Source organism: Streptomyces sp. A0592 (assembly GCF_004795115.1).
GTDB classification, from domain to species: Bacteria; Actinomycetota; Actinomycetes; order Streptomycetales; family Streptomycetaceae; genus Streptomyces; species Streptomyces erythrochromogenes.
On sequence record NZ_SSBM01000004.1, the window covers coordinates 48,950 to 69,054 of the forward strand.

Sequence of the window (20,105 nt, forward strand, 5' to 3'; positions counted from 1 at the left end):
AACTGCCTTGGCAGGTAATGCGGTTTAGTGCTGGTGGATATCAGGGAAGTGTGCAGAAATGGACAGCGGATTTCCGGTCATGGGCGGCCGGCCCCAGCGGCCCTTCGGCCCTGCCGGGACCCTCGCCGGGTGCGGTGACCGGGGCTGTCCGCCGCGGCCGGATCGCGTACGGTCCGGCCAGTGCCGTCCGCAGTCCGTACGTTCGCAGTCCGCAGTCCGCAGTCCGCAGTCCGCAACCCGTACCGCCCGAAGGATGGATGAGGCAGGCCATGGCCCGCAGACCCACGATCAAGGACATCGCCCGCCGGGCCGGAGTGTCGGAGAGCGCCGTCTCCTTCGCGCTCAACGGCCGGCCGGGCGTCTCGAAGGACACCCGGGCCCGGATCCGCCTCGTCGCCGAGGAACTCGGCTGGCAGGCCAACAGTGCGGCCCGCGCCCTGTCCGGCGAACGCTCCGGTGCGGTCGGGCTCGTCCTGGCCCGCCCCGCGCACACCCTCGGCGTCGAGTCCTTCTTCCTCCAGCTCGTCTCCGGCATCCAGGAGGTCCTCGCCGCGGCCCGGACCGCCCTGCTGTTCCAGGTCGTCGAGGATGTGGACGCCGAATGCGCGGTCTACCGCCGCTGGTGGGCCGAACGGCGGGTGGACGGCGTACTCGTCGTCGACCCGCGCACGGGGGACCCGCGCCCCGCGCTCCTGGCGGAGCTGGGCCTGCCCGCGGTCACCATCGGGGAGCCCGGCCCCCCGGCCGAGCCCGCGCCGGTCCCCGAGCCCGCGCCGGTCCCCGAGCCCGCGCCGGTCCCCGAGCCCGCGCCGGTCCCGGGATCCCCGGCCCTCGCGCTCCCTCCGCCCCTGTCCTCGGTACGGGCCGACGACGCGGGTGCGATGGCGCAGGTCCTGGAGCACCTCCACGGGCTGGGCCACCGCCGGATCGTCCACATCGCGGGGCTCCCCGGCCTCGCGCACACGGTCCGCCGGATGGAGTCCCTGCGGGCCGAGGCCGAGCGCCGCGGCCTGGGCCCCGACCACGTGCGCTCGGTGGTCACCGACTACTCCGACGCCGAGGGCGCGGCCGCCACCCGCCGGGTCCTCGCCGAGCCGCAGGCCCCGACCGCGCTCGTCTACGACAACGACGTGATGGCCGTCGCCGGCAGCGCGGTCGCCGCCGAGCTGGGCATCCCCGTGCCGGACCGGCTCTCGATCGTCGCCTGGGACGATTCCGCGCTGTGCCGGGTCACCCACCCCCGCCTCACCGCCCTCGTCCGCGACACGGCCGGCTTCGGACGGCTGGCCGCCGAGGAACTGCTGGCCGTACTCGCCGGCGGTCCGCCCGGGGTCCGCGAGAGCGAGCGGCCGAGGCTGGAGCCCCGCGAGAGCACGGCGCCGCCCCCGGCGCATACTGATTCCTGACCCCTTCCTGGAGCCGCCACCGTGATCACCCCCACCGCCCCGCCAGCCCCACCGCGCGCCGCCGCAGCGGCGGCCGGACCGACGGTGGCGATCGACATCGGCGGCACGAAGATCGCCGGGGCGCTGGTGCACCCCGACGGCACGATGACGGCCACCACCCGTCGCCCCACCCCGCGCGGAGTGGACGCCGACGGTGTCATGGCGGCTGTGGCGGAGGTCGTCGCCGACCTGTCCGCGTCACCGCTGTGGTCTTCCGCGGTCCGCTGCGGAATCGGCAGCGCCGGCCCCGTGGACACCTCCCGGGGCACGGTCAGCCCGGTCAACATCGGGGCGTGGCGGGACTTCCCCGTCCAGGAGCGGATCGCGGCGGAGCTCGCGGCGCGCGGGGCCGATCTGCCGACCGTACTGGCCGGTGACGGCGTGGCGATGACCGCGGCCGAGCACTGGCTGGGTGCGGCCCGCGGCTACGCGAACGCCCTGTGCATGGTGGTCTCCACGGGTGTCGGCGGCGGCCTGGTCCTGAACAACCAGCTCCACCCCGGACCCACCGGCAACGCAGGCCACATCGGCCACATCAGCGTGGCCTTCGACGGCGAGCCGTGCGTCTGCGGCGGCCGCGGCTGCGTCGAGTCGATCGCCTCCGGCACGGCGATCGCCCGCTGGGCCCGCGATCAGGGCTGGACCCCCTCGGCGGGCTCCGGTACGGGCGGCTCCGTCGGCGCGAACGGCACCGCCGGCCCGGGCACCGCGCGCGATGCCACGGCGGCGGGCGTGGCCGCGGCCGCCGCGCAGGGCGACCCGATCGCACGGGCCGCCTTCGACCGCGCCGGCCGCGCCCTGGCCGCCGCTATCGCGGCGAGCGCCACCCTCGTGGAAACGGACATCGCGGTCATCGGAGGCGGAGTTGCCGCTGCCGGGGACACCCTCTTCGGCCCGATCCGCACCCACCTCGCGCAGTACGCCACGCTCTCCTTCGTCCAGGAACTCCAGGTGGTGCCGGCGACCCTGGGCACCCACGCGGGCCTGATCGGCGCGGCCGCGGCGGCGACGATGCTGCTGACCCCGTCCGTGTCCTTGGAGCCCTCGTCCGGACCCGCCCCCGCCGGGTGAGCGTCGTCAGGGCTTGACGGACCGGTAGTACCGGCCGGCTCCCTCGTGGAGTTCCAGCGGATCGGTGTAGATCGCCGTGCGCAGGTCCACCAGCTGTGCCGCGTGCACCGCGCGTCCGACCTTGTCGCGGCTGGCGATCACCGTCCGGGTCAGCTGCTCGGTCAGCCCGGGGTCGGTCTTGGCCGTGGTCACCAGCAGGTTCGGCACGGCCAGGGTGGTCACCGCGCTGGTGTTGCGCGCCCGGCTGTACGCGTCCTGCGGCATGACGGCCGTCCGGTAGTACCGCGCCGGGCTGCCGCTCTCCTGGAGCTGCTCCACCAGGTCGCCGAGCTGCACGAGCCGGATGTCGAAGCGCTCGGACAGCTCCTTCACCGCGTTCGTCGGCAGTCCGCCCGACCAGAAGAAGGCGTCGATCCGGCCCGCCTCCAGCTCGGTCGGCATGGTGTCGATGCCGATGGACACCGGCGTGAGGTCCAGGACGGGGTCGATGCCGGCCGCGGTGAGCAGCCGCTCCGTGACGAGCCGCACCCCGGAACCGGGCTGGCCGATCGCCACCCGCTTGCCCCGCAGGTCCCGCGCCGACTGCACCGGGGACCCGGCCGGCACCACCAGCTGCACGTAGTCGTCGTAGAGCCGCGCGCATCCGCGCAGCAGGTCCGCGCCGGGCTTCCCGTCGAGGCGGTACTTGGCGACCGCGTCCGCCGTGGCCACGGTGAAGTCCGCCTCCCCGGTGGCCAGCCGCTTCAGGTTCTCCTGCGAGCCCTCGCTGGTCACGAGCGTGACGCCCACCCCGGGCATGTCCTGCCCGAGCGCCTGCTGCAGGAGCTGTCCGTACCGGTGGTAGACACCGGTCCGCGCGCCCGTGCTGATGGTCAGCTCGCCCTCCGGCTCCGACTCCCCGAAGGGCTTGAGCCACCACGTGAGGATGCCGAGTACGGCGAGTACGGCCACCAGGACCCGCAGGGCATGGCGCCTGCTGATCCGGGGCGGTACGAGAGGCATGGGCGCGATCCTGCCACCCGGCCGCCGTCCTGTCACGGCGCGGGCTGTCCGCAGCCCCCGCCCGCGACCGCCGCCGACGCCCTTGACCTGCAGCTCGTCCGATTCGGCCGGGTCCCGCCCGGTGACCGGGCGCACAGCGACCGGAGGGCTCCCGTCCACCGCCTACCCTTGTTGCATGACCAGCAGCGACCGGAGCCAGGCAGTGGACGAGAAGCGAAGCTACGAGGTGCGCACCTACGGGTGCCAGATGAACGTGCACGACTCGGAGCGGCTCTCCGGTCTGCTGGAGGACGCCGGCTACGTCCGCGCGCCCGAGGGCTCCGACGGCGACGCCGACGTCGTGGTCTTCAACACCTGCGCGGTCCGCGAGAACGCCGACAACAAGCTGTACGGCAACCTCGGCCGGCTGGCCCCGATGAAGACCAAGCGCCCGGGCATGCAGATCGCCGTCGGCGGCTGCCTCGCGCAGAAGGACCGCGACACGATCGTCAAGAGGGCCCCCTGGGTCGACGTCGTCTTCGGTACGCACAACATCGGCAAGCTCCCCGTGCTGCTGGAGCGCGCCCGCATCCAGGAAGAGGCGCAGGTCGAGATCGCCGAGTCGCTGGAGGCCTTCCCCTCCACGCTCCCCACCCGCCGCGAGTCCGCGTACGCCGCCTGGGTCTCGATCTCCGTCGGCTGCAACAACACGTGCACCTTCTGCATCGTCCCGGCCCTGCGGGGCAAGGAGGAGGACCGCCGGCCCGGCGACATCCTCGCCGAGGTCGAGGCCCTGGTCGCCGAGGGGGTCTCGGAGATCACACTGCTCGGCCAGAACGTGAACGCGTACGGCTCGGACCTGGGCGACCGCGAGGCCTTCTCCAAGCTGCTGCGCGCCTGCGGCGAGATCGAGGGCCTGGAGCGGGTCCGCTTCACCTCCCCGCACCCGCGCGACTTCACGGACGACGTGATCGCGGCCATGGCCGAGACCCCGAACGTGATGCCGCAGCTGCACATGCCGATGCAGTCCGGCTCGGACCCGATCCTGAAGGCCATGCGCCGCTCGTACCGCCAGGAGCGCTTCCTCGGCATCATCGAGAAGGTCCGCGCCGCGATCCCGCACGCCGCGATCTCCACCGACATCATCGTGGGCTTCCCCGGTGAGACGGAGGAGGACTTCCAGCAGACGATGCACGCGGTGCGCGAGGCCCGCTTCGCGAACGCCTTCACCTTCCAGTACTCCAAGCGGCCCGGCACCCCGGCGGCCGACATGGAGGGGCAGATCCCCAAGGAGGTCGTCCAGGAGCGGTACATGCGCCTGGTCGCCCTGCAGGAGGAGATCTCCTGGGACGAGAACAAGAAGCAGGTCGGCCGCACGCTGGAGGTCATGGTCGCGGAGGGCGAGGGCCGCAAGGACGGCGCCACGCACCGCCTCTCCGGCCGCGCGCCCGACAACCGCCTGGTCCACTTCACGAAGCCGGAGCAGGAGGTCCGCCCCGGCGACGTGGTCACCGTGGACATCACCTACGCCGCCCCGCACCACCTGCTGGCCGAAGGCCCGACGCTGACGGTGCGCCGCACCCGCGCCGGCGACGCCTGGGAGAAGCGCAACGCCGCTCCGGCCCAGCCTGCGGGCGTCATGCTCGGCATCCCGACCCTGGGCGTCCCGGCACCCCTGCCGGCCGTCGCCTCCGGCTGCGCGGTGCCCGCCTCCTCCTGAGGCTGCGCCCGCCTCCTGCCGAGGCTGCGGGGCGGCGGTCCGGCTAGGCTGCGGATCATGCTCGTAGCCGCCGCCGTCTGCCCCGCCCCGCCGCTGCTCGTGCCGGAGGTCGCCGCGGGCGCCGCCGCCGAACTCGGCGACGCCCGCACCGCCTGCTCCGACGCGCTCGCGGTGCTCGCCGCCTCCCGGCCCGACCTGCTGGTCGTGGTCGGAGCCGCCGCCGAGGGCGGCGGATACGACCAGGGCACCCCCGGCAGCTTCGCCGGCTTCGGAGTGGACCTGACCGTCACCCTCGGCCCCGACCTGGGCGAACCCCCGAGCGGCCACGCCACCGGGGACGCCCTCCCGGCGTCCCTCGCGGTGGCCGGCTGGCTGCTGGGGCAGGCCCGATGGGCGGCCGCCCCGGTCGCCGGCGTGGCCGTCGCCGAGGACCTGCCCCCGAGCGGTTGCGGCCTCCTGGGCGCGGACCTGGGCCGATCCGCCGATCGCGTGGCCATGCTGGTCCTCGGGGACGGCAGCGCCTGCCGCACCCTCAAGGCCCCCGGCTACCTGGACGAGCGCGCCGCCGGCTTCGACGCAGCCGCCGCAGGCGCGCTGGGCGCCGCCGACACGGCCGCGCTCGCCGCGATCGACGCCGGGCTCGCGGGCGAGCTCCAGGCCGCCGGACGGGCCCCCTGGCAGGTGCTGGCCGGCGCCGCCGAGGGCGCGGACCTCGCCGGACGGCTGCTGTACGAGGACGCCCCGTACGGCGTCGGGTACTTCGTCGCCACCTGGTCGTAGCGCCGGCCGCGTCGGCAGGTCTCAGGGCGCGCGTACGGGCGCGCGCACGGGCTGCCAACGGACGGCCACGGGCGGTCCGCGGGCCCGGGAACGCCCAAGGGGCGCGGAACCGGCATCAGCTGGTTCCGCGCCCCTTCCGTGACAGCGTCAGGAGGCTGCCGGCGGCGTCGGCCCGCCGGGGGCGTCCTTGTGCGCGATCTTCCCCAGGGCGTCCTTCGCCTTGCCCGTCCCACTCGTGATCTGGCCGCTGTACTTGCCCTTGGTCTTGGCATCCACGGCCTTGGCGACCTTGTCGAGACCCTCGCCGATCCTGCCCTCGTGCTGCTGCGCGAGACCGCCGACCTTGTCCTTCGCCGGAGCGAGCTTGGCCTTCAGATTGTCCAGCAGGCCCATGGGTCACCTTCCGTTGGCGTGTCCTACGTACGGGCGCCCTCGCCGGCCTCGCTGTCCGCGGCCACCTCCGCCGACTGCTGCTTCGGAATCTCCACGGCTTCCACCGGCTCGCTCTCCGCAACAGCAGGCTCGGCCTCCTCGGCCACACCGGACTCCGCCGCCGGAGCCGGGGCCGCGACCTCCTCGGTCACGGCCTCGTCCTTACGACGAAAAAACCGATCAAAAACGCCCATGTCTACTCCCGTAACGTTACTCGTGTGAGTGAAGTTCCGCGGTGACCGAACCGGCCTGCGCCGGTCTTGCGCACGGCGCACCACCGGCCGGAACCCCGCCAGGGCAACGACCCCGCTCCCACCCCGTCACGTAGCTCGATCGGGTACATGCCCGGGCGTTTGCGAGACTGGGGCAGTGAGGAAAGCAGCCCCCGCCCCGCGGGTCATCGCCGTCGTCGGTCCCACCGCGGCAGGAAAGTCCGACCTGGGCGTAGCCCTGGCCCGCCGGTTCGACGGCGAAGTCGTCAACGCCGACTCCATGCAGCTGTACCGGGGGATGGACATCGGCACCGCCAAGCTGACGACCGAGGAGCGCGGCGGCGTCCCGCACCACCTCCTCGACATCTGGGACGTCACCGACACGGCCAACGTCGCCGAGTACCAGCGGCTGGCCCGCCTGGAGATCGACAAACTGCTCGCCGAGGGCCGCACCCCCGTCCTCGTCGGCGGATCCGGCCTGTACGTCCGCGGAGCCCTGGACGTCATGGAGTTCCCCGGCACCGACCCCGAGGTCCGTGCCCGGCTGGAGGAGGAGGTCACGCTGCGCGGCCCCGGCGCCCTGCACGCCCGCCTCGCCGCCGCCGACCCGGAGGCCGCCCGCGCCATCCTGCCCAGCAACGGCCGGCGCATCGTCCGCGCGCTGGAGGTCATCGAGATCACCGGCAAGCCGTTCACCGCGAACCTGCCCGGCCACGAGTCCGTCTACGACACCGTCCAGATCGGCGTCGACGTGGCCCGGCCCGAGCTCGACGAGCGGATCGCGCTGCGCGTCGACCGGATGTGGGAGGACGGGCTGGTGGACGAGGTCCGCGCGCTGGAGGCCCGCGGGCTGCGCGACGGGATCACCGCCTCCAGGGCGCTGGGCTACCAGCAGGTGCTGGCCGCGCTCGCCGGCGAGTGCACCGAGGACGAGGCCAGGGCCGAAACCGTCCGGGCGACCAAGCGGTTCGCCCGCCGCCAGGACTCCTGGTTCCGCCGCGATCCGCGCGTCCACTGGCTCAGCGGGGCCGCCGCCGACCGGGCGGAACTCCCCGGACTCGCCGAGTCGTTGGTCGAACGAGCGGTTACAGCCTGATCACGTGATGGCATCGGGACGCCCCGGGCGCCCGTAGCGGGGTCGAGGGCGTGCCATCATCAAACTCCAGCGGGTGCGATCACCTGCGATGCATGGCGGCGTACTGAGTCCGAGTGGGGAGGGCGCGTGGCGATGGAGGCCGGCCCTCGTGACACCGGGCGGGACGACACCCGGCGGGAAGCGGACCCGATGCTTCTCGGCGGGACGGACGGGACCGCGGGCCTCGGGCTGCCCGCCGACCCCGCTCGGCTGAGCCCCGACGGCCCTGACGCCCCGGACACCGCCGAGGCCGAGGCTGCCGCCGGACCCGAGTTCGAGGTCGAGCTGCGACCGCAGCGCCGTCTGCGCGTCTGGCAGATCGCCCCCATCGTGATGCTCGCCGCCGCCGGCTCGCTGATGTTCGCCTTCCCCCTCGCCTTCGAGTTCGGCGACGGCGGAGCCGTGGTCGCGATGCTCGGCTTCCTCATCAGCTGCTGCGCCGGAGGCTGGGGGATGATGGCCGCCCGACGGGTCGGCTACACCTGGCCCGGCCTCCCGGCCAGGGGGAGCGGCCGCCGCCCCGACTGGCGCATGGCCGCGCTGTACGCCGTGGTCGCACTGGTCGTCGTAGGACTCGCCGTGTACCGGGTCGCCCGGCTCCGCTGACCGCCGCCGGGTCGCCCGACGCCTCTGAGCAGGGGATCGGTACGATGGGCGGGTGACGCAGACCACCCTCTCCTTCCTCAAGGGCCACGGCACCGAGAACGACTTCGTGATCGTCCCGGACCCGGACAACGCCATCGAGCTGCCCGCGTCCGCCGTCGCGAAGCTCTGCGACCGGCGCGCCGGCATCGGCGGCGACGGGGTCCTCCACGTCGTCCGGTCCGCCGCACACCCCGAGGCGGCGCACCTGGCCGACGAGGCGGAGTGGTTCATGGACTACCGCAACAGCGACGGCTCCGTCGCCGAGATGTGCGGCAACGGCGTGCGCGTCTTCGCCCGCTACCTCCAGTACGCCGGCCACGTCGAGCCGGGGGACCTCGCCGTCGCCACGCGCGGCGGCGTCAAGCGCGTGCACCTCGACAAGGGGGGCGACGTCACCGTCTCCATGGGCCGTGCCGCGTTCCCCGAGGGCGAGGTCACCGTCAGCGTCGGACCGCGCAGCTGGCCCGCCCGCAACGTGAACATGGGGAACCCGCACGCGGTCGCGTTCGTTGAAAGCCTCGACGACGCAGGGAACCTGTACACCGCCCCGCCGTTCAGCCCGGCGTCCGCCTACCCGACGGGTGTCAATGTCGAGTTCGTCGTCGACCGCGGCCCCCGGCACGTCGCCATGCGCGTCCACGAGCGCGGCTCCGGCGAGACCCGCTCCTGCGGCACCGGCGCCTGCGCCGTCGCCGTGGCCGCCATCCGCCGCGACGGCGTGGACCCCGCCGCCACCGGCGAACCGGCCACGTACACCGTCGACCTCCCCGGCGGAACGCTCGTCATCACCGAACACCCCGACGGGCACATCGACATGACCGGACCGGCCGTCATCGTGGCCGCCGGTGCGTTCGACGAAGCCTGGCTCACCGAAACGGCTTTCTCCTGAAGCTTCCCTCTAATGGGTGATCCGTTTCACGCTGTGCGAGAGGTGGACTGCGCCACGTGGTGGGGTCGGTAACATCAGGCACCGGCCCTGAGGGCTCACCCCATGCCCACCACCGCCGGTCGAAGCCGCCGGAGGTGCCCATGAGTGCAGAGGCCACGAACCCCGAAGCACACCCCGAAGCGCGCCCTGAGCTCCGCAGACGGGGCCGGAGCAGGCTCGATCTGCGCCGCCTCGGGCGCGCCGCACTGCTCGGGCCGACGTCCCGGGACCGGCTCCCGGACGCGATCGGCCACGTCGCAGAGGCTCACCGCGCCCACCATCCGGACGCCGATATGTCCATTCTGCGACGCGCCTATCTCCTCGCGGAGAGCTCCCACCGCGGCCAGATGCGAAAAAGTGGTGAGCCGTACATCACACATCCGCTGGCCGTAACCCTGATCCTCGCCGAACTGGGCGCCGAAACCACCACCTTGACGGCCTCTCTGCTCCACGACACCGTCGAGGACACCGACGTGACCCTCGATCAGGTCCGCGCCGAGTTCGGCGACGAGGTCTGCTTCATCGTCGACGGCGTCACCAAGGTCGAGAAGATCGACTACGGCGCCGCCGCCGAACCGGAGACCTTCCGCAAGATGCTCGTCGCCACCGGCAACGACGTCCGCGTGATGTCCATCAAACTCGCCGACCGGCTGCACAACATGCGCACCCTGGGCGTGATGCGCCCCGAGAAGCAGGCCCGCATCGCCAAGGTCACGCGCGACGTCCTGATCCCACTGGCCGAACGGCTCGGCGTACAGGCCCTCAAGACCGAGCTGGAAGACCTCGTCTTCGCGATCCTGCACCCCGAGGAGTACGAGAGCACCCGCGCCCTCATCGCGGCCCACGCCGGCGAACGCGACCCGCTGCCCGGCATCGCCGACTCCGTACGGACCGTCCTGCGAGAGGCGGGCATCGGCGCCGAAGTGCAGGTACGGCCGCGGCACTTCGTCTCCGTGCACCGCATCGCCCGTACGCGCGGCGAACTGCGCGGCTCCGACTTCGGCCGCATCCTCGTCCTCGTCGGCGAGAACGCCGACTGCTACGGCGTGCTCGGCGAGCTGCACACCTGCTTCACCCCGGTCGTCTCGGAGTTCAAGGACTTCATCGCCACCCCGAAGTTCAACCTGTACCAGTCCCTCCACACCGCCGTGGCCACACCCGAGGGTTTCGTGGCCGAGGTCATCGTGCGCACCCGGCAGATGCACCGCGTCGCCGAGGCCGGCGTGGTGGCGCTCGGCAACCCGTACGCCACCGCGACACCGGACGCCGCCGCCGACCCGGACGAGGAGCGCGTGGACCCCACCCGCCCCGGCTGGCTGTCCAGGCTGCTCGACTGGCAGCAGTCCGCCCCCGACCCGGACACCTTCTGGACCGTGCTCCGCGCCGAGCTGGCACAGGACCGGGAGATCACCGTGTTCCGGGCCGACGGGGGCACGCTGGGCCTCCCGGCCGGGGCCAGCTGCATCGACGCCGCCTACGCGCAGCACGGCGAGGCGGCCCACGGCTGTATCGGCGCCCGCGTGAACGGGCGCCTCACCTCCCTGTCCTCGGCGCTGTCCGACGGGGACACCGTCCAGCTCCTGCTCGCACAGGACGCCTCCTCCGGACCCTCCGCCGAGTGGCTGGACCACGCCCGCACGCCCGCCGCCCGCATCGCCATCAGCAGGTGGCTCGAGTCCCATCCCGACCGCGCCATGGCCACCACGACGGCCGCGCGGGCGCCGCTGTCGGTCGTCGGAGCCCGGGGCGGCGGGGCCAACGCCGTGGCCGACCTGCCCGACGCCACCGTCCGGCTGGCCGGGTGCTGCACCCCGGTCCCGCCGGACGCCGTCGCCGGCTTCCTGGTCCGCGGCGGCGCCGTCACCGTGCACCGCATCCAGTGCGCGGCCGTCGCGCAGATGCGCGCCGTGGGCCGCACCTCCGTCGCCGTGCACTGGCGGGCCACGGCGGACTGCCGGGTCACCCTGCTCGCTGAATCGTTCGGCCGCCCGCACCTGCTGGCCGACCTGACCGAGGCCATCGCCCGCGAGGGCGTCGAGGTGGTCTCCGCGACCGTCGAACCCCCGGTCGAGGGGCGGGTCCGGCACACCTACACCCTCCAGCTGCCCGACGCGGCCGGGCTCCCCGCGCTGATGCGCGCCATGCGGGACGTGCCGGGCGTCTACGACGTCGGCCGCGCGTAGCGGGTGCCCCGCCGCCCGGGCCGGACACTCCCTAGGCCCGTACGGCGCCGGAAGGTCCCGTTCGGGTGGACCCGGCGCGCGCCGCACGCGGCGCCGCGGCGGACGCTGGTAAGCGGTGGTGGATGCAGCTTTCCTCCCCCCGCCTGCGCGCCGCCCTGCTCGCCGCGGCCTCCCTCACCCTCGTCGCCGCGGTACTGCCCCCGCCGAAGCCCCTGGGCATCGGCGACCGACTCTTCCCCGAGCTCGGCAACCCGGGCTACGACGTGCTCGCGTACGACCTGTCCTTCACCTACAAGGACAACCTGACCCCGCTCGACGCGGTCACCGTCATCGACGCCCGGGCGCTGGAGCCGCTGGAGCGCATCAACCTGGACTTCACCCATGGCAAGGTGGCGTCCGCCGAGGTCAACGGGGAGCCCGCACGTTTCGAGAGCGTGGGGGAGGACCTCGTACTGACCCCGCCGCGCGCGGTGGCGGAAGGCGGCGCCCTGCGTATCACGGTCCGGCACACCAGCGACCCGCGCGGCCGCGGGGACGGCGGCTGGGTACCCACCGAGGACGGTCTGGCCATGGCCAACCAGGCCGACGCCGCCCACCGCGTGTTCCCCTGCAACGACCACCCCGCGGACAAGGCCGTCTTCACCTTCCGGATCACCGCCCCCGCCGGGCTCACGGCCGTCGCCAACGGGCTCCAGGTGGCCCCTGCCCGAGGTACGGGCCCCTCCACGACGTGGACGTACCGGACCCGGCACCCGATGGCCACCGAGCTCGCCCAGGTCTCGGTGGGCCGCTCCGCCGTCGTGCACGGGACCGGACCGCACGGGCTGCCGCTGCGCGATGTGGTGCCCGCCGCCGACCGGCAGCGGCTCGACCCCTGGCTGAAGAAGACCGCCGGCCACATCGAGTGGATGGAGGAGCGGGTCGGCCGCTATCCCTTCGAGAACTACGGAGTGCTGATCGCGCGGGCCACGACCGGCTTCGAGCTGGAGACGCAGACCCTCTCGCTCTTCGAGAGCAGCCTGTTCTCCGGCGAGGGCTACCCCGAGTGGTACGTCGAGGCGGTGATGGTCCACGAGCTCGCCCACCAGTGGTTCGGCGACAGCGTGAGCCCGCGCACCTGGTCCGACCTGTGGCTCAACGAGGGACACGCCACCTGGTACGAGGCTCTGTACGCCGACGGGCTCGGCAAGTACTCCCTGGAGCGGCGCATGCGCGAGGCGTACCAGCGCTCCGACCAGTGGCGGGCGGCGGGCGGCCCCCCGGCAGCCCCGAAGGCGGCCGCCCCCGGCGAGAAGATCGGGCTGTTCCGGCCGGTGGTCTACGACGGCGCCGCACTGATCCTGTACGCGCTGCGGCAGGAGATCGGCGCCCCGGCCTTCGAGCGGATCGAACGGCGCTGGGTCACGCAGTACCGGGACGGGATCGCGGGCACGGCGGACTTCGTGCGCCTGGCCTCGCAGGAGGCGGGCCGCGACCTGGCGGCCTTCCTGGAGCCGTGGCTGTACGGGACGAAGACCCCGCCGATGCCGGGACACCCGGAGTGGAGCGCCCCGGCGGCGGCGGACAGGGCCGCGCCGGGCAAGGCGGCCCCGGGCAAGGCAGTGTCCGGCGGGAAAAGGGTGTGACCGCCGAGGAACGGGCATGTCACCATCGACGGGTCCGTTCGGGGAATCCCCGGGCGGTGTGACACGTTGGACGTGACAGCTACCGTGTCCCCGCCAGGCGTGACACTGCTATTCGAATCGACGTAAGGATCCAATGACCTCCTCTTCTTCCCCTTCCCAGGACGCGCAGGACGCACAGGACGTGCGTGACTCGCAGAGCTTCACCGAGAGCCTTCGGGCCGATGCCCTGATGGAAGAGGACGTCGCCTGGAGCCACGAGATCGACGGAGAGCGGGACGGCGACCAGTTCGACCGCTCCGAGCGCGCGGCGCTGCGCCGCGTGGCCGGCCTCTCCACCGAGCTCGAGGACGTCACCGAGGTCGAGTACCGACAGCTCCGCCTGGAGCGCGTCGTGCTCGTCGGTGTCTGGACCTCCGGCACGGTGCAGGACGCGGACAACTCCCTCGCGGAGCTCGCCGCCCTCGCCGAGACGGCGGGTGCTCTCGTACTGGACGGTGTGATCCAGCGCCGCGACAAGCCCGACCCGGCCACCTTCATCGGTTCCGGCAAGGCCCGCGAGCTGCGTGACATCGTCATGGAGAGCGGCGCCGACACCGTCGTCTGCGACGGTGAGCTCAGCCCCGGTCAGCTCATCGCCCTCGAAGACGTCGTCAAGGTCAAGGTGGTCGACCGAACCGCCCTGATCCTCGACATCTTCGCCCAGCACGCCAAGTCCCGAGAGGGCAAGGCGCAGGTCGCGCTCGCGCAGATGCAGTACATGCTGCCGCGACTGCGTGGCTGGGGTCAGTCGCTGTCCCGGCAGATGGGTGGCGGCGGCGGTGGCGGCATGGCCACCCGAGGCCCCGGTGAGACCAAGATCGAGACCGACCGGCGCCGGATCCGCGAGAAGATGGCGAAGATGCGCCGGGAGATCGCGGAGATGAAGACCGGCCGTGACATCAAGCGGCAGGAACGGCGCCGCAACAAGGTGCCCTCGGTCGCCATCGCCGGCTACACCAACGCAGGCAAGTCCTCGCTGCTCAACCGCCTCACGGGCGCGGGCGTGCTGGTGGAGAACGCACTGTTCGCCACCCTCGACCCGACCGTGCGCCGGGCCGAGACGCCGAGCGGCCGGGTCTACACCCTGGCCGACACGGTCGGATTCGTCCGGCACCTGCCCCACCACCTCGTCGAGGCGTTCCGCTCCACGATGGAGGAGGTCGGCGACTCCGACCTGATCCTGCACATCGTCGACGGTTCGCACCCGGCGCCGGAGGAGCAGCTGGCGGCGGTGCGCGAGGTGATCCGCGAGGTCGGTGCGGTGAACGTGCCCGAGATCGTGGTGATCAACAAGGCCGACGCCGCGGACCCGCTCGTCCTGCAGCGGCTGCTGCGGATCGAGCGGCACTCCATCGCCGTCTCGGCGCGGACGGGCCTGGGCATCGAGGAACTCCTCGCGCTCATCGACTCCGAGCTGCCGCGGCCCGAGGTCGAGGTGGAGGCCCTGGTGCCGTACACGCTCGGCTCGCTGATCGCCAAGGCGCACGCCGAGGGCGAGGTGATCTCCGAGGAGCACACCGCGGAGGGCACCCTGCTCAAGGCACGTGTCCATCAGGAACTGGCGGCGGACCTGGCGCCGTACGCGCTGGCGAAGCAGTAGCCGGACCGGCGCGCCGGTCGCCTGCCGGTGACGGCATGACGGCCGTGCCCGTCCGACGAGTGAGGGCCCCCTGCGGTACGCAGGGGGCCCTCGGTCGTTCGTTCCCGCTCCGGAGCCGGAGGCCCGGGGGCTCGGGACGTGGGCTACTTGAACTTGCCGCTGACGGCGTCGAAGATGCCCTTCGCCTCCGGGCCGAGCCGCGGTCCGGCCAGCCAGCCCGCCTTGGCCGGGCCGATCGAGGTGTTCGACACCAGCGCCGGCTTGCCGTTGGCGCCCGTCGCGACCCAGCCGCCGCCGGAGGCGCCGCCGGTCATGGTGCAGCCGATGCGGTACATCACCGGCTCGTTCGCCTTCAGGGTCAGCCGTCCCGGCCTGTCCGTGCACTGGAAGGCCTTCTGGCCGTCGAACGGCGCCGCCGCCGGGTAGCCCGTCGCCGTGAGGCCCGCGACCTTCGGCACTGCGGGCGCGTTGAACTCCACCGGGAGCGCCGAACCGACCGTCTCCTCAAGGGACTTGCCGCTGCCCTTCTCGGGCGTCACGTGCAGCACGGCGAAGTCGTACGGAGCACCCGCGCCGCCGGTCGGACCGCCGGTCGCGATCCACTGGTCCGAGGTCTGTGCCCAGTCGCTCCACCACACGCCGAACGGGGCCACCTGCTCGCGGGGCGCGCCCTTGAGCTGGGCCGAGGGCTTGCCCGCGTTGTTGTAGGAGGGGACGAAGGCGATGTTGCGGTACCAGCCGCCGGCCTTGCCCGCGTGCACGCAGTGGCCCGCGGTCCAGACCAGGTTCGACTTGCCGGGGTGCGCGGGGTCCTTGACCACGGTCGCCGAGCAGACCATCGAGCCCTCGGGGCCGTCGAAGAAGACCTTGCCGGACTCCGGAACGCTCTGGTGGTAGGGCGCGGCGGCCGGCTTGGCAGCGACCGGTGCCGGGGTCGGGTCGGTGACGCCCTGGTCCTTGCCCGCGTCCGGGTCGACGGACGGACGCTGCGGCTGCTCGGCGTCGCGCATGCGGTCCGGGTTCCACAGGTCCTCGATGATCGGGTTGATGTAGTCGCCCGCCTCGCGGAGCCAGTCCTCCTGCTTCCAGTTCTTCCACTCACCCCCCTTCCACTTCTCCACGTCGATGCCGCGCTCCTTGAGCTTCTCCTTGAGCTGGTCCGGGATCTTGATCCCGTCCGTGCTCGGCAGGCTCGCCGCCACGGTCGGCTTGGCGTCGCCGCCGGCCTCCCCGTCACCGGAGCCGCAGGCGGCGGCGGTCAGCACGAGGGCGGCCGCGCACAGCGTCGCGGTGACCGGTCGGTTCGGTCGCATGTCGTTCGTCCCCCTGGAGGATCGAGGCGTGGAGTGGAGCCCCCCACTATGCCGCTGCCGTCTTGGACGACCTAGCCCGGGTCAGTGGTTCCTCTTGCTCACTTCTTGACAAGGATCTTGGGTCCACCCGTGATCCGCCGCCGTCACCGTCGTTGGTACGTACGGGGGATGGGGGGAGCGTTGGTGTTCGAAGGGCAATCCGTAAGTGCACCCAGTGCGGGAGGAGCGACACTCGTGGCTTTCAGCGAGCCGGTCGGGGCGGCGGCCGCGACACAGACCCCGCCGCAAGCGAAGCCCCAAGTGCCGCCGCAGGGACCCCGCGCCGCAGCAGGCCACGACGGCATTCTGCGCAGGCAGGCGCAGCGGGAGTCCGCCGCCCGGACCTACGCCCGCTCCCTGCCCATCGTCCCGGTGCGGGCCCGCGGGCTGACCATCGAGGGCGCCGACGGCCGCCGCTACCTCGACTGCCTCTCCGGCGCCGGCACCCTCGCGCTCGGACACAACCACCCGGTGGTGCTGGAAGCCGTCCGCGGTGTCCTCGACTCGGGTGCCCCCCTCCACGTGCTGGACCTCGCGACACCGGTCAAGGACGCCTTCACCACGGAGCTGTTCGCCAACCTGCCGCCGGCCCTGGCCGCCGACGCGCGCATCCAGTTCTGCGGGCCCGCGGGCACGGACGCCGTGGAAGCCGCCCTCAAACTGGTCCGCACCGCGACCGGACGCTCCGGACTGCTCGCCTTCACCGGGGCCTACCACGGCATGAGCGCCGGCGCCCTGGACGCCTCGGGAGGCGCTTCCGAGGTCCGGGTGACACGGCTTCCCTACCCGCAGGACTTCCGCTGCCCGTTCGGCGTCGGGGGCGCCGAGGGAGCCGAACTCGCCGCCCGCTGGACGGAGAACCTCCTCGACGACCCCAAGGGCGGTGTGCCCCTGCCCGCAGGCCTGATCGTCGAACCGGTACAGGGCGAGGGCGGGGTCAACCCCGCCCCGGACGCCTGGCTGCGCCGCATGCGCGAGATCACCGCCGCCAGGGGGATCCCCCTCATCGCCGACGAGGTCCAGACGGGAGTCGGCCGGACCGGAGCCTTCTGGGGCGTCGACCACGCCGGGGTGGTGCCCGACGTGATGGTCCTGTCCAAGGCGATCGGCGGCAGCCTGCCCCTCGCGGTGATCGTGTACCGGTCGGGCCTGGACGTATGGACCCCCGGTGCCCACGCCGGCACCTTCCGCGGCAACCAGCTCGCCATGGCAGCCGGTACCGCCACGCTCGCCTTCGTCCGCGAGAACCGGCTCGCGGAACGCGCCGCCGTCCTCGGCGACCGGATGCTGGCGGCCATGCGAGGGCTGGCCTCCGGCCACCCCTGCATCGGGGACGTCCGGGGCCGCGGCCTCATGATCGGCCTCGAACTCGTCGACCCCGACACCGGGGCCGCCGCACCGGCCCTCGCCGCGGCCGTCCGCCAGGAGTGCCTGGAACGCGGTCTGATCGTCGAACTCGGCGGCCGCCACGGCGCCGTGGTCCGCCTGCTCCCACCGCTGACCCTGACCGACGAGCAGGCCGCGGCGGTCCTCGACCGCCTGGCCGACGCCATCCCGGCCGCTGCCCGCCGGACCCGCTGACCCGCACCCCGAGGACCCGCGATGCCCGACCCGCACCAGTCCACTCCGACCACCCCCATCACCCCGGCCGCACCGCTGCGCCCCAACCCCCTTCCGGACAACCCGGCTTCCGCCACCTCCCCGCCCCCAGCCGCCCCGGAAGGGCCGGACCAGCCGCAACCCCTGCCTGACCCGGCCCGCACGGCGGCTCCGCGCCCCGAGCCCGAAGCCGCCGCCCCGGCACGGCCGTCGCCGGTGCCCGATCCCGCACCCGCGGCGGCCGCCGAGCCGGTATCGGAACCTGCCCGGCCAGGGCTGCCCCCCACGCCCGCAGCGGCCACCGGCGCGCCGGCACCACCCGCCGCTGCCACGCCCCGTAGCGCGGCACACCCGCAGGTCGCCGACCCGGCGCCCGGCGAGTCCGACCCGCAGGCACCCTCGGCCGAACCGGCCCCCGGGCACCGTTCCGCCGCCGCCGACTCCGACGGGAACACGGCCGAGCACCCCCTGGCCCCGGAGGCCACCCCGGGCGAGCCGTTCCCGCAGCCCGCCGCGGCCGGCGCCGGGACGACCGCCACCGTGCCCCGCCAGAAGGACGGCACGCCCAGAGCCCGCACCGGCCGGCCGGACTTCATCCGACCGGTGCCGACCGCCGGCCCCGACCCGCTGGACCACCCCGACCCGGCCCTCGCCGCGGAGGCCGCGGCCGTCGAGAACCTGCTCCGGTGCTGGGTCCGCGAGTCCGGGCTCCACCGGCCCGACGGCCCCACCGGGAGCCCGCTGCGCATCCCCCTTCCCGCATCCGGCACCGCCGCGCTGGTCGCTGTCCGCCACTGGTCCCACACCGGCTGGCACCGCTTCGGCCCGGCCCGCCTCGAAGGCACCGCCGCCACCGCGCCGTGCCTGGACGCCGTCACCCTCGCCGCGCTGATCGCCCGCGAGGGTGCGAGCGAGAGCCGCGGCAGCGCCGACCTCGTCGGCCGGGTCGCCGACTCGGTGCGCCGTACCACCGAGTTCATCGCCGACCGGCGAGAGCGCCCCACCGCCCCGGCCCCCGCCTGCGTGGACCGCTTCCTCACCGCCGAACAGTCACTCCTCCTCGGCCACCCCCTCCAGCCCGACCCGAAGAGCCGCGAAGGACTCTCCGAGGCCGAGGCCCGTCGCTACTCACCCGAACTCCACGGCTCCTTCCCCCTGCACTGGTTCGCGGTCGCCCCCTCCGCGCTCGCCACCGAATCCGCCTGGACCGAGCGCGGCCGCCCCGTCACCGCACCACAACTCCTCGGCCGGCTCGCCCCCGGACTTCCGCTGCCCGCCGGCACCACCCCCCTTCCCCTGCACCCCTGGCAGGCCCGCGAACTGCTCCAACGCCCCGCCGTCACCGCCCTCCGGGACGCCGGACTCCTGCACGACCTGGGCCCGCACGGTGAGGCCTGGCACCCGACCTCCTCCGTCCGCACCGTCCACCGGCCGGGCGCCCCCGCGATGCTCAAGCTCTCGCTGGGCCTGCGCATCACCAACTCCCGCCGTGAGAACCTCCGCAAGGAACTCCACCGCGGCGTCGAGGTCCACCGGCTGCTCCGCACCGGCCTCACCGAGCAGTGGCAGTCGGCCCACCCCGGCTTCGACATCGTCCGCGACCCGGCCTGGGTAGCCGTGGACGCCCCGGACGGCACCCCCGTTCCCGGCCTCGACGCCCTGCTCCGTCACAACCCCTTCCGCTCGGGCGACGACGCCGTCTGCATCGCCGCGCTCACCTCTCCCGGCCCGTGGCCCGGCCGGACCACCATGAGCTCCCGCCTTGCCGAGATCGTCTCCGGCCTTGCCTCCGCCACCGGGCACAGCACCTCGGCCGTCGCCGCCGAGTGGTTCCTGCGCTACCTCGACCACGTGGTCCTGCCGGTGCTCGCCTTCGACGCCCTCGCCGGCATCGCCCTCGAAGCGCACCAGCAGAACACCCTGGTCCTCCTCGACCCCGTCGGGTGGCCGACCGGGGGCCGCTACCGCGACAACCAGGGCTACTACTTCCGCGAATCCCGCCGCGCCGAGCTGGAACAGCGGCTTCCCGGAATCGGCGCCCGCAGCGACACCTTCGTCTCCGACTCCGTCACCGACGAACGCTTCGCCTACTACCTCGGCATCAACAACGTGCTCGGCCTGATCGGTTCCTTCGGGTCCCAGCGCCTCGCCGACGAACGCGTCCTCCTCGCCGCCTTCCGACGCTTCCTCGCCAAGGCCGCGGGCCTCGGCCCGCTCCCCACCCGGCTGCTCGACTCGCCCACCCTGCGCTGCAAGGCGAACCTGCTCACCCGCCTGGGCGGCCTCGACGAACTCGTCGGCCCCGTCGACACCCAGTCCGTCTACGTCACCATCACCAACCCCCTTCACGATTGACGC

16 protein-coding genes are annotated in these 20,105 nt (G+C 73.4%); 12 read left to right on the plus strand and 4 right to left on the minus strand.

Annotation, left to right across the window (positions count from 1 at the left end; translation table 11 throughout):
- Nucleotides 1–269: 269 nt before the first annotated feature.
- Together E6U81_RS07835 and E6U81_RS07840 are read left to right on the plus strand one after the other, a co-directional pair.
- Nucleotides 270–1,406, plus strand: a complete 1,137-nt coding sequence (locus E6U81_RS07835) for a LacI family DNA-binding transcriptional regulator (RefSeq protein WP_206309874.1) — start codon at nucleotides 270–272, stop codon at nucleotides 1,404–1,406.
- An 84-nt stretch (nucleotides 1,407–1,490) separates the two neighbouring features.
- Nucleotides 1,491–2,516 (plus strand): ROK family protein, encoded by a 1,026-nt coding sequence (locus E6U81_RS07840; RefSeq protein ID WP_136229599.1) that lies wholly within the window; start codon nucleotides 1,491–1,493, stop codon nucleotides 2,514–2,516.
- A 6-nt stretch (nucleotides 2,517–2,522) separates the two neighbouring features.
- Here E6U81_RS07840 and E6U81_RS07845 read toward each other — a convergent pair whose 3' ends face one another.
- Nucleotides 2,523–3,518 carry a TAXI family TRAP transporter solute-binding subunit gene (locus E6U81_RS07845; protein ID WP_136229369.1) on the minus strand — a complete coding sequence of 332 codons (996 nt, stop codon included), beginning with the start codon at nucleotides 3,516–3,518 and terminating at the stop codon, nucleotides 2,523–2,525.
- A 175-nt stretch (nucleotides 3,519–3,693) separates the two neighbouring features.
- Here E6U81_RS07845 and miaB point away from each other — a divergent pair, with 175 nt between their 5' ends.
- A complete protein-coding gene (gene miaB / locus E6U81_RS07850; RefSeq protein ID WP_136229370.1) occupies nucleotides 3,694–5,217 on the plus strand; it encodes a tRNA (N6-isopentenyl adenosine(37)-C2)-methylthiotransferase MiaB in 1,524 nt (507 codons plus the stop codon).
- 57 nt (nucleotides 5,218–5,274) lie between these two features.
- The gene (locus E6U81_RS07855) at nucleotides 5,275–5,997 is read left to right on the plus strand and encodes a hypothetical protein (protein WP_136229371.1); all 723 of its coding nucleotides are present in this window, start codon (nucleotides 5,275–5,277) and stop codon (nucleotides 5,995–5,997) included.
- A gap of 147 nt (nucleotides 5,998–6,144) precedes the next feature.
- Here the strand turns inward: E6U81_RS07855 and E6U81_RS07860 are convergent, their stop codons facing one another.
- Nucleotides 6,145–6,390, minus strand: a complete 246-nt coding sequence (locus tag E6U81_RS07860; RefSeq protein WP_136229372.1) for an antitoxin — start codon at nucleotides 6,388–6,390, stop codon at nucleotides 6,145–6,147.
- A gap of 23 nt (nucleotides 6,391–6,413) precedes the next feature.
- Complete coding sequence (locus E6U81_RS07865) at nucleotides 6,414–6,623, minus strand: hypothetical protein (RefSeq protein WP_031146416.1); 210 nt, start codon at nucleotides 6,621–6,623, stop codon at nucleotides 6,414–6,416.
- A 175-nt stretch (nucleotides 6,624–6,798) separates the two neighbouring features.
- Here E6U81_RS07865 and miaA point away from each other — a divergent pair, with 175 nt between their 5' ends.
- The 6 genes from miaA to hflX all read left to right on the plus strand — a co-directional run bounded on the left by miaA (nucleotide 6,799) and on the right by hflX (nucleotide 14,796).
- A complete protein-coding gene (gene miaA, locus E6U81_RS07870) occupies nucleotides 6,799–7,737 on the plus strand; it encodes a tRNA (adenosine(37)-N6)-dimethylallyltransferase MiaA (RefSeq protein ID WP_031146418.1) in 939 nt (312 codons plus the stop codon).
- A gap of 132 nt (nucleotides 7,738–7,869) precedes the next feature.
- Nucleotides 7,870–8,382: a hypothetical protein gene (locus E6U81_RS07875; protein WP_031146421.1), complete on the plus strand. Its 513-nt coding sequence runs from the start codon at nucleotides 7,870–7,872 to the stop codon at nucleotides 8,380–8,382.
- 52 nt (nucleotides 8,383–8,434) lie between these two features.
- Nucleotides 8,435–9,310 carry a diaminopimelate epimerase gene (gene dapF / locus E6U81_RS07880; protein ID WP_136229373.1) on the plus strand — a complete coding sequence of 292 codons (876 nt, stop codon included), beginning with the start codon at nucleotides 8,435–8,437 and terminating at the stop codon, nucleotides 9,308–9,310.
- A 140-nt stretch (nucleotides 9,311–9,450) separates the two neighbouring features.
- A complete protein-coding gene (locus tag E6U81_RS07885) occupies nucleotides 9,451–11,532 on the plus strand; it encodes an HD domain-containing protein (RefSeq protein WP_136229374.1) in 2,082 nt (693 codons plus the stop codon).
- A gap of 122 nt (nucleotides 11,533–11,654) precedes the next feature.
- Nucleotides 11,655–13,157, plus strand: coding sequence for a M1 family metallopeptidase (locus E6U81_RS07890; protein ID WP_136229375.1), 1,503 nt, complete (start codon nucleotides 11,655–11,657; stop codon nucleotides 13,155–13,157).
- A 133-nt stretch (nucleotides 13,158–13,290) separates the two neighbouring features.
- The gene (gene hflX / locus E6U81_RS07895; protein WP_136229376.1) at nucleotides 13,291–14,796 is read left to right on the plus strand and encodes a GTPase HflX; all 1,506 of its coding nucleotides are present in this window, start codon (nucleotides 13,291–13,293) and stop codon (nucleotides 14,794–14,796) included.
- A gap of 143 nt (nucleotides 14,797–14,939) precedes the next feature.
- On the opposite strand, the gene E6U81_RS07900 is transcribed toward hflX, so the two are convergent.
- Nucleotides 14,940–16,109 carry a hypothetical protein gene (locus tag E6U81_RS07900; protein ID WP_136229377.1) on the minus strand — a complete coding sequence of 390 codons (1,170 nt, stop codon included), beginning with the start codon at nucleotides 16,107–16,109 and terminating at the stop codon, nucleotides 14,940–14,942.
- A 168-nt stretch (nucleotides 16,110–16,277) separates the two neighbouring features.
- Here E6U81_RS07900 and E6U81_RS07905 point away from each other — a divergent pair, with 168 nt between their 5' ends.
- The gene (locus E6U81_RS07905; RefSeq protein ID WP_136229600.1) at nucleotides 16,278–17,729 is read left to right on the plus strand and encodes a diaminobutyrate--2-oxoglutarate transaminase family protein; all 1,452 of its coding nucleotides are present in this window, start codon (nucleotides 16,278–16,280) and stop codon (nucleotides 17,727–17,729) included.
- A gap of 21 nt (nucleotides 17,730–17,750) precedes the next feature.
- Nucleotides 17,751–20,102 carry an IucA/IucC family protein gene (locus E6U81_RS07910; protein WP_136229378.1) on the plus strand — a complete coding sequence of 784 codons (2,352 nt, stop codon included), beginning with the start codon at nucleotides 17,751–17,753 and terminating at the stop codon, nucleotides 20,100–20,102.
- Nucleotides 20,103–20,105 lie beyond the last annotated feature (3 nt).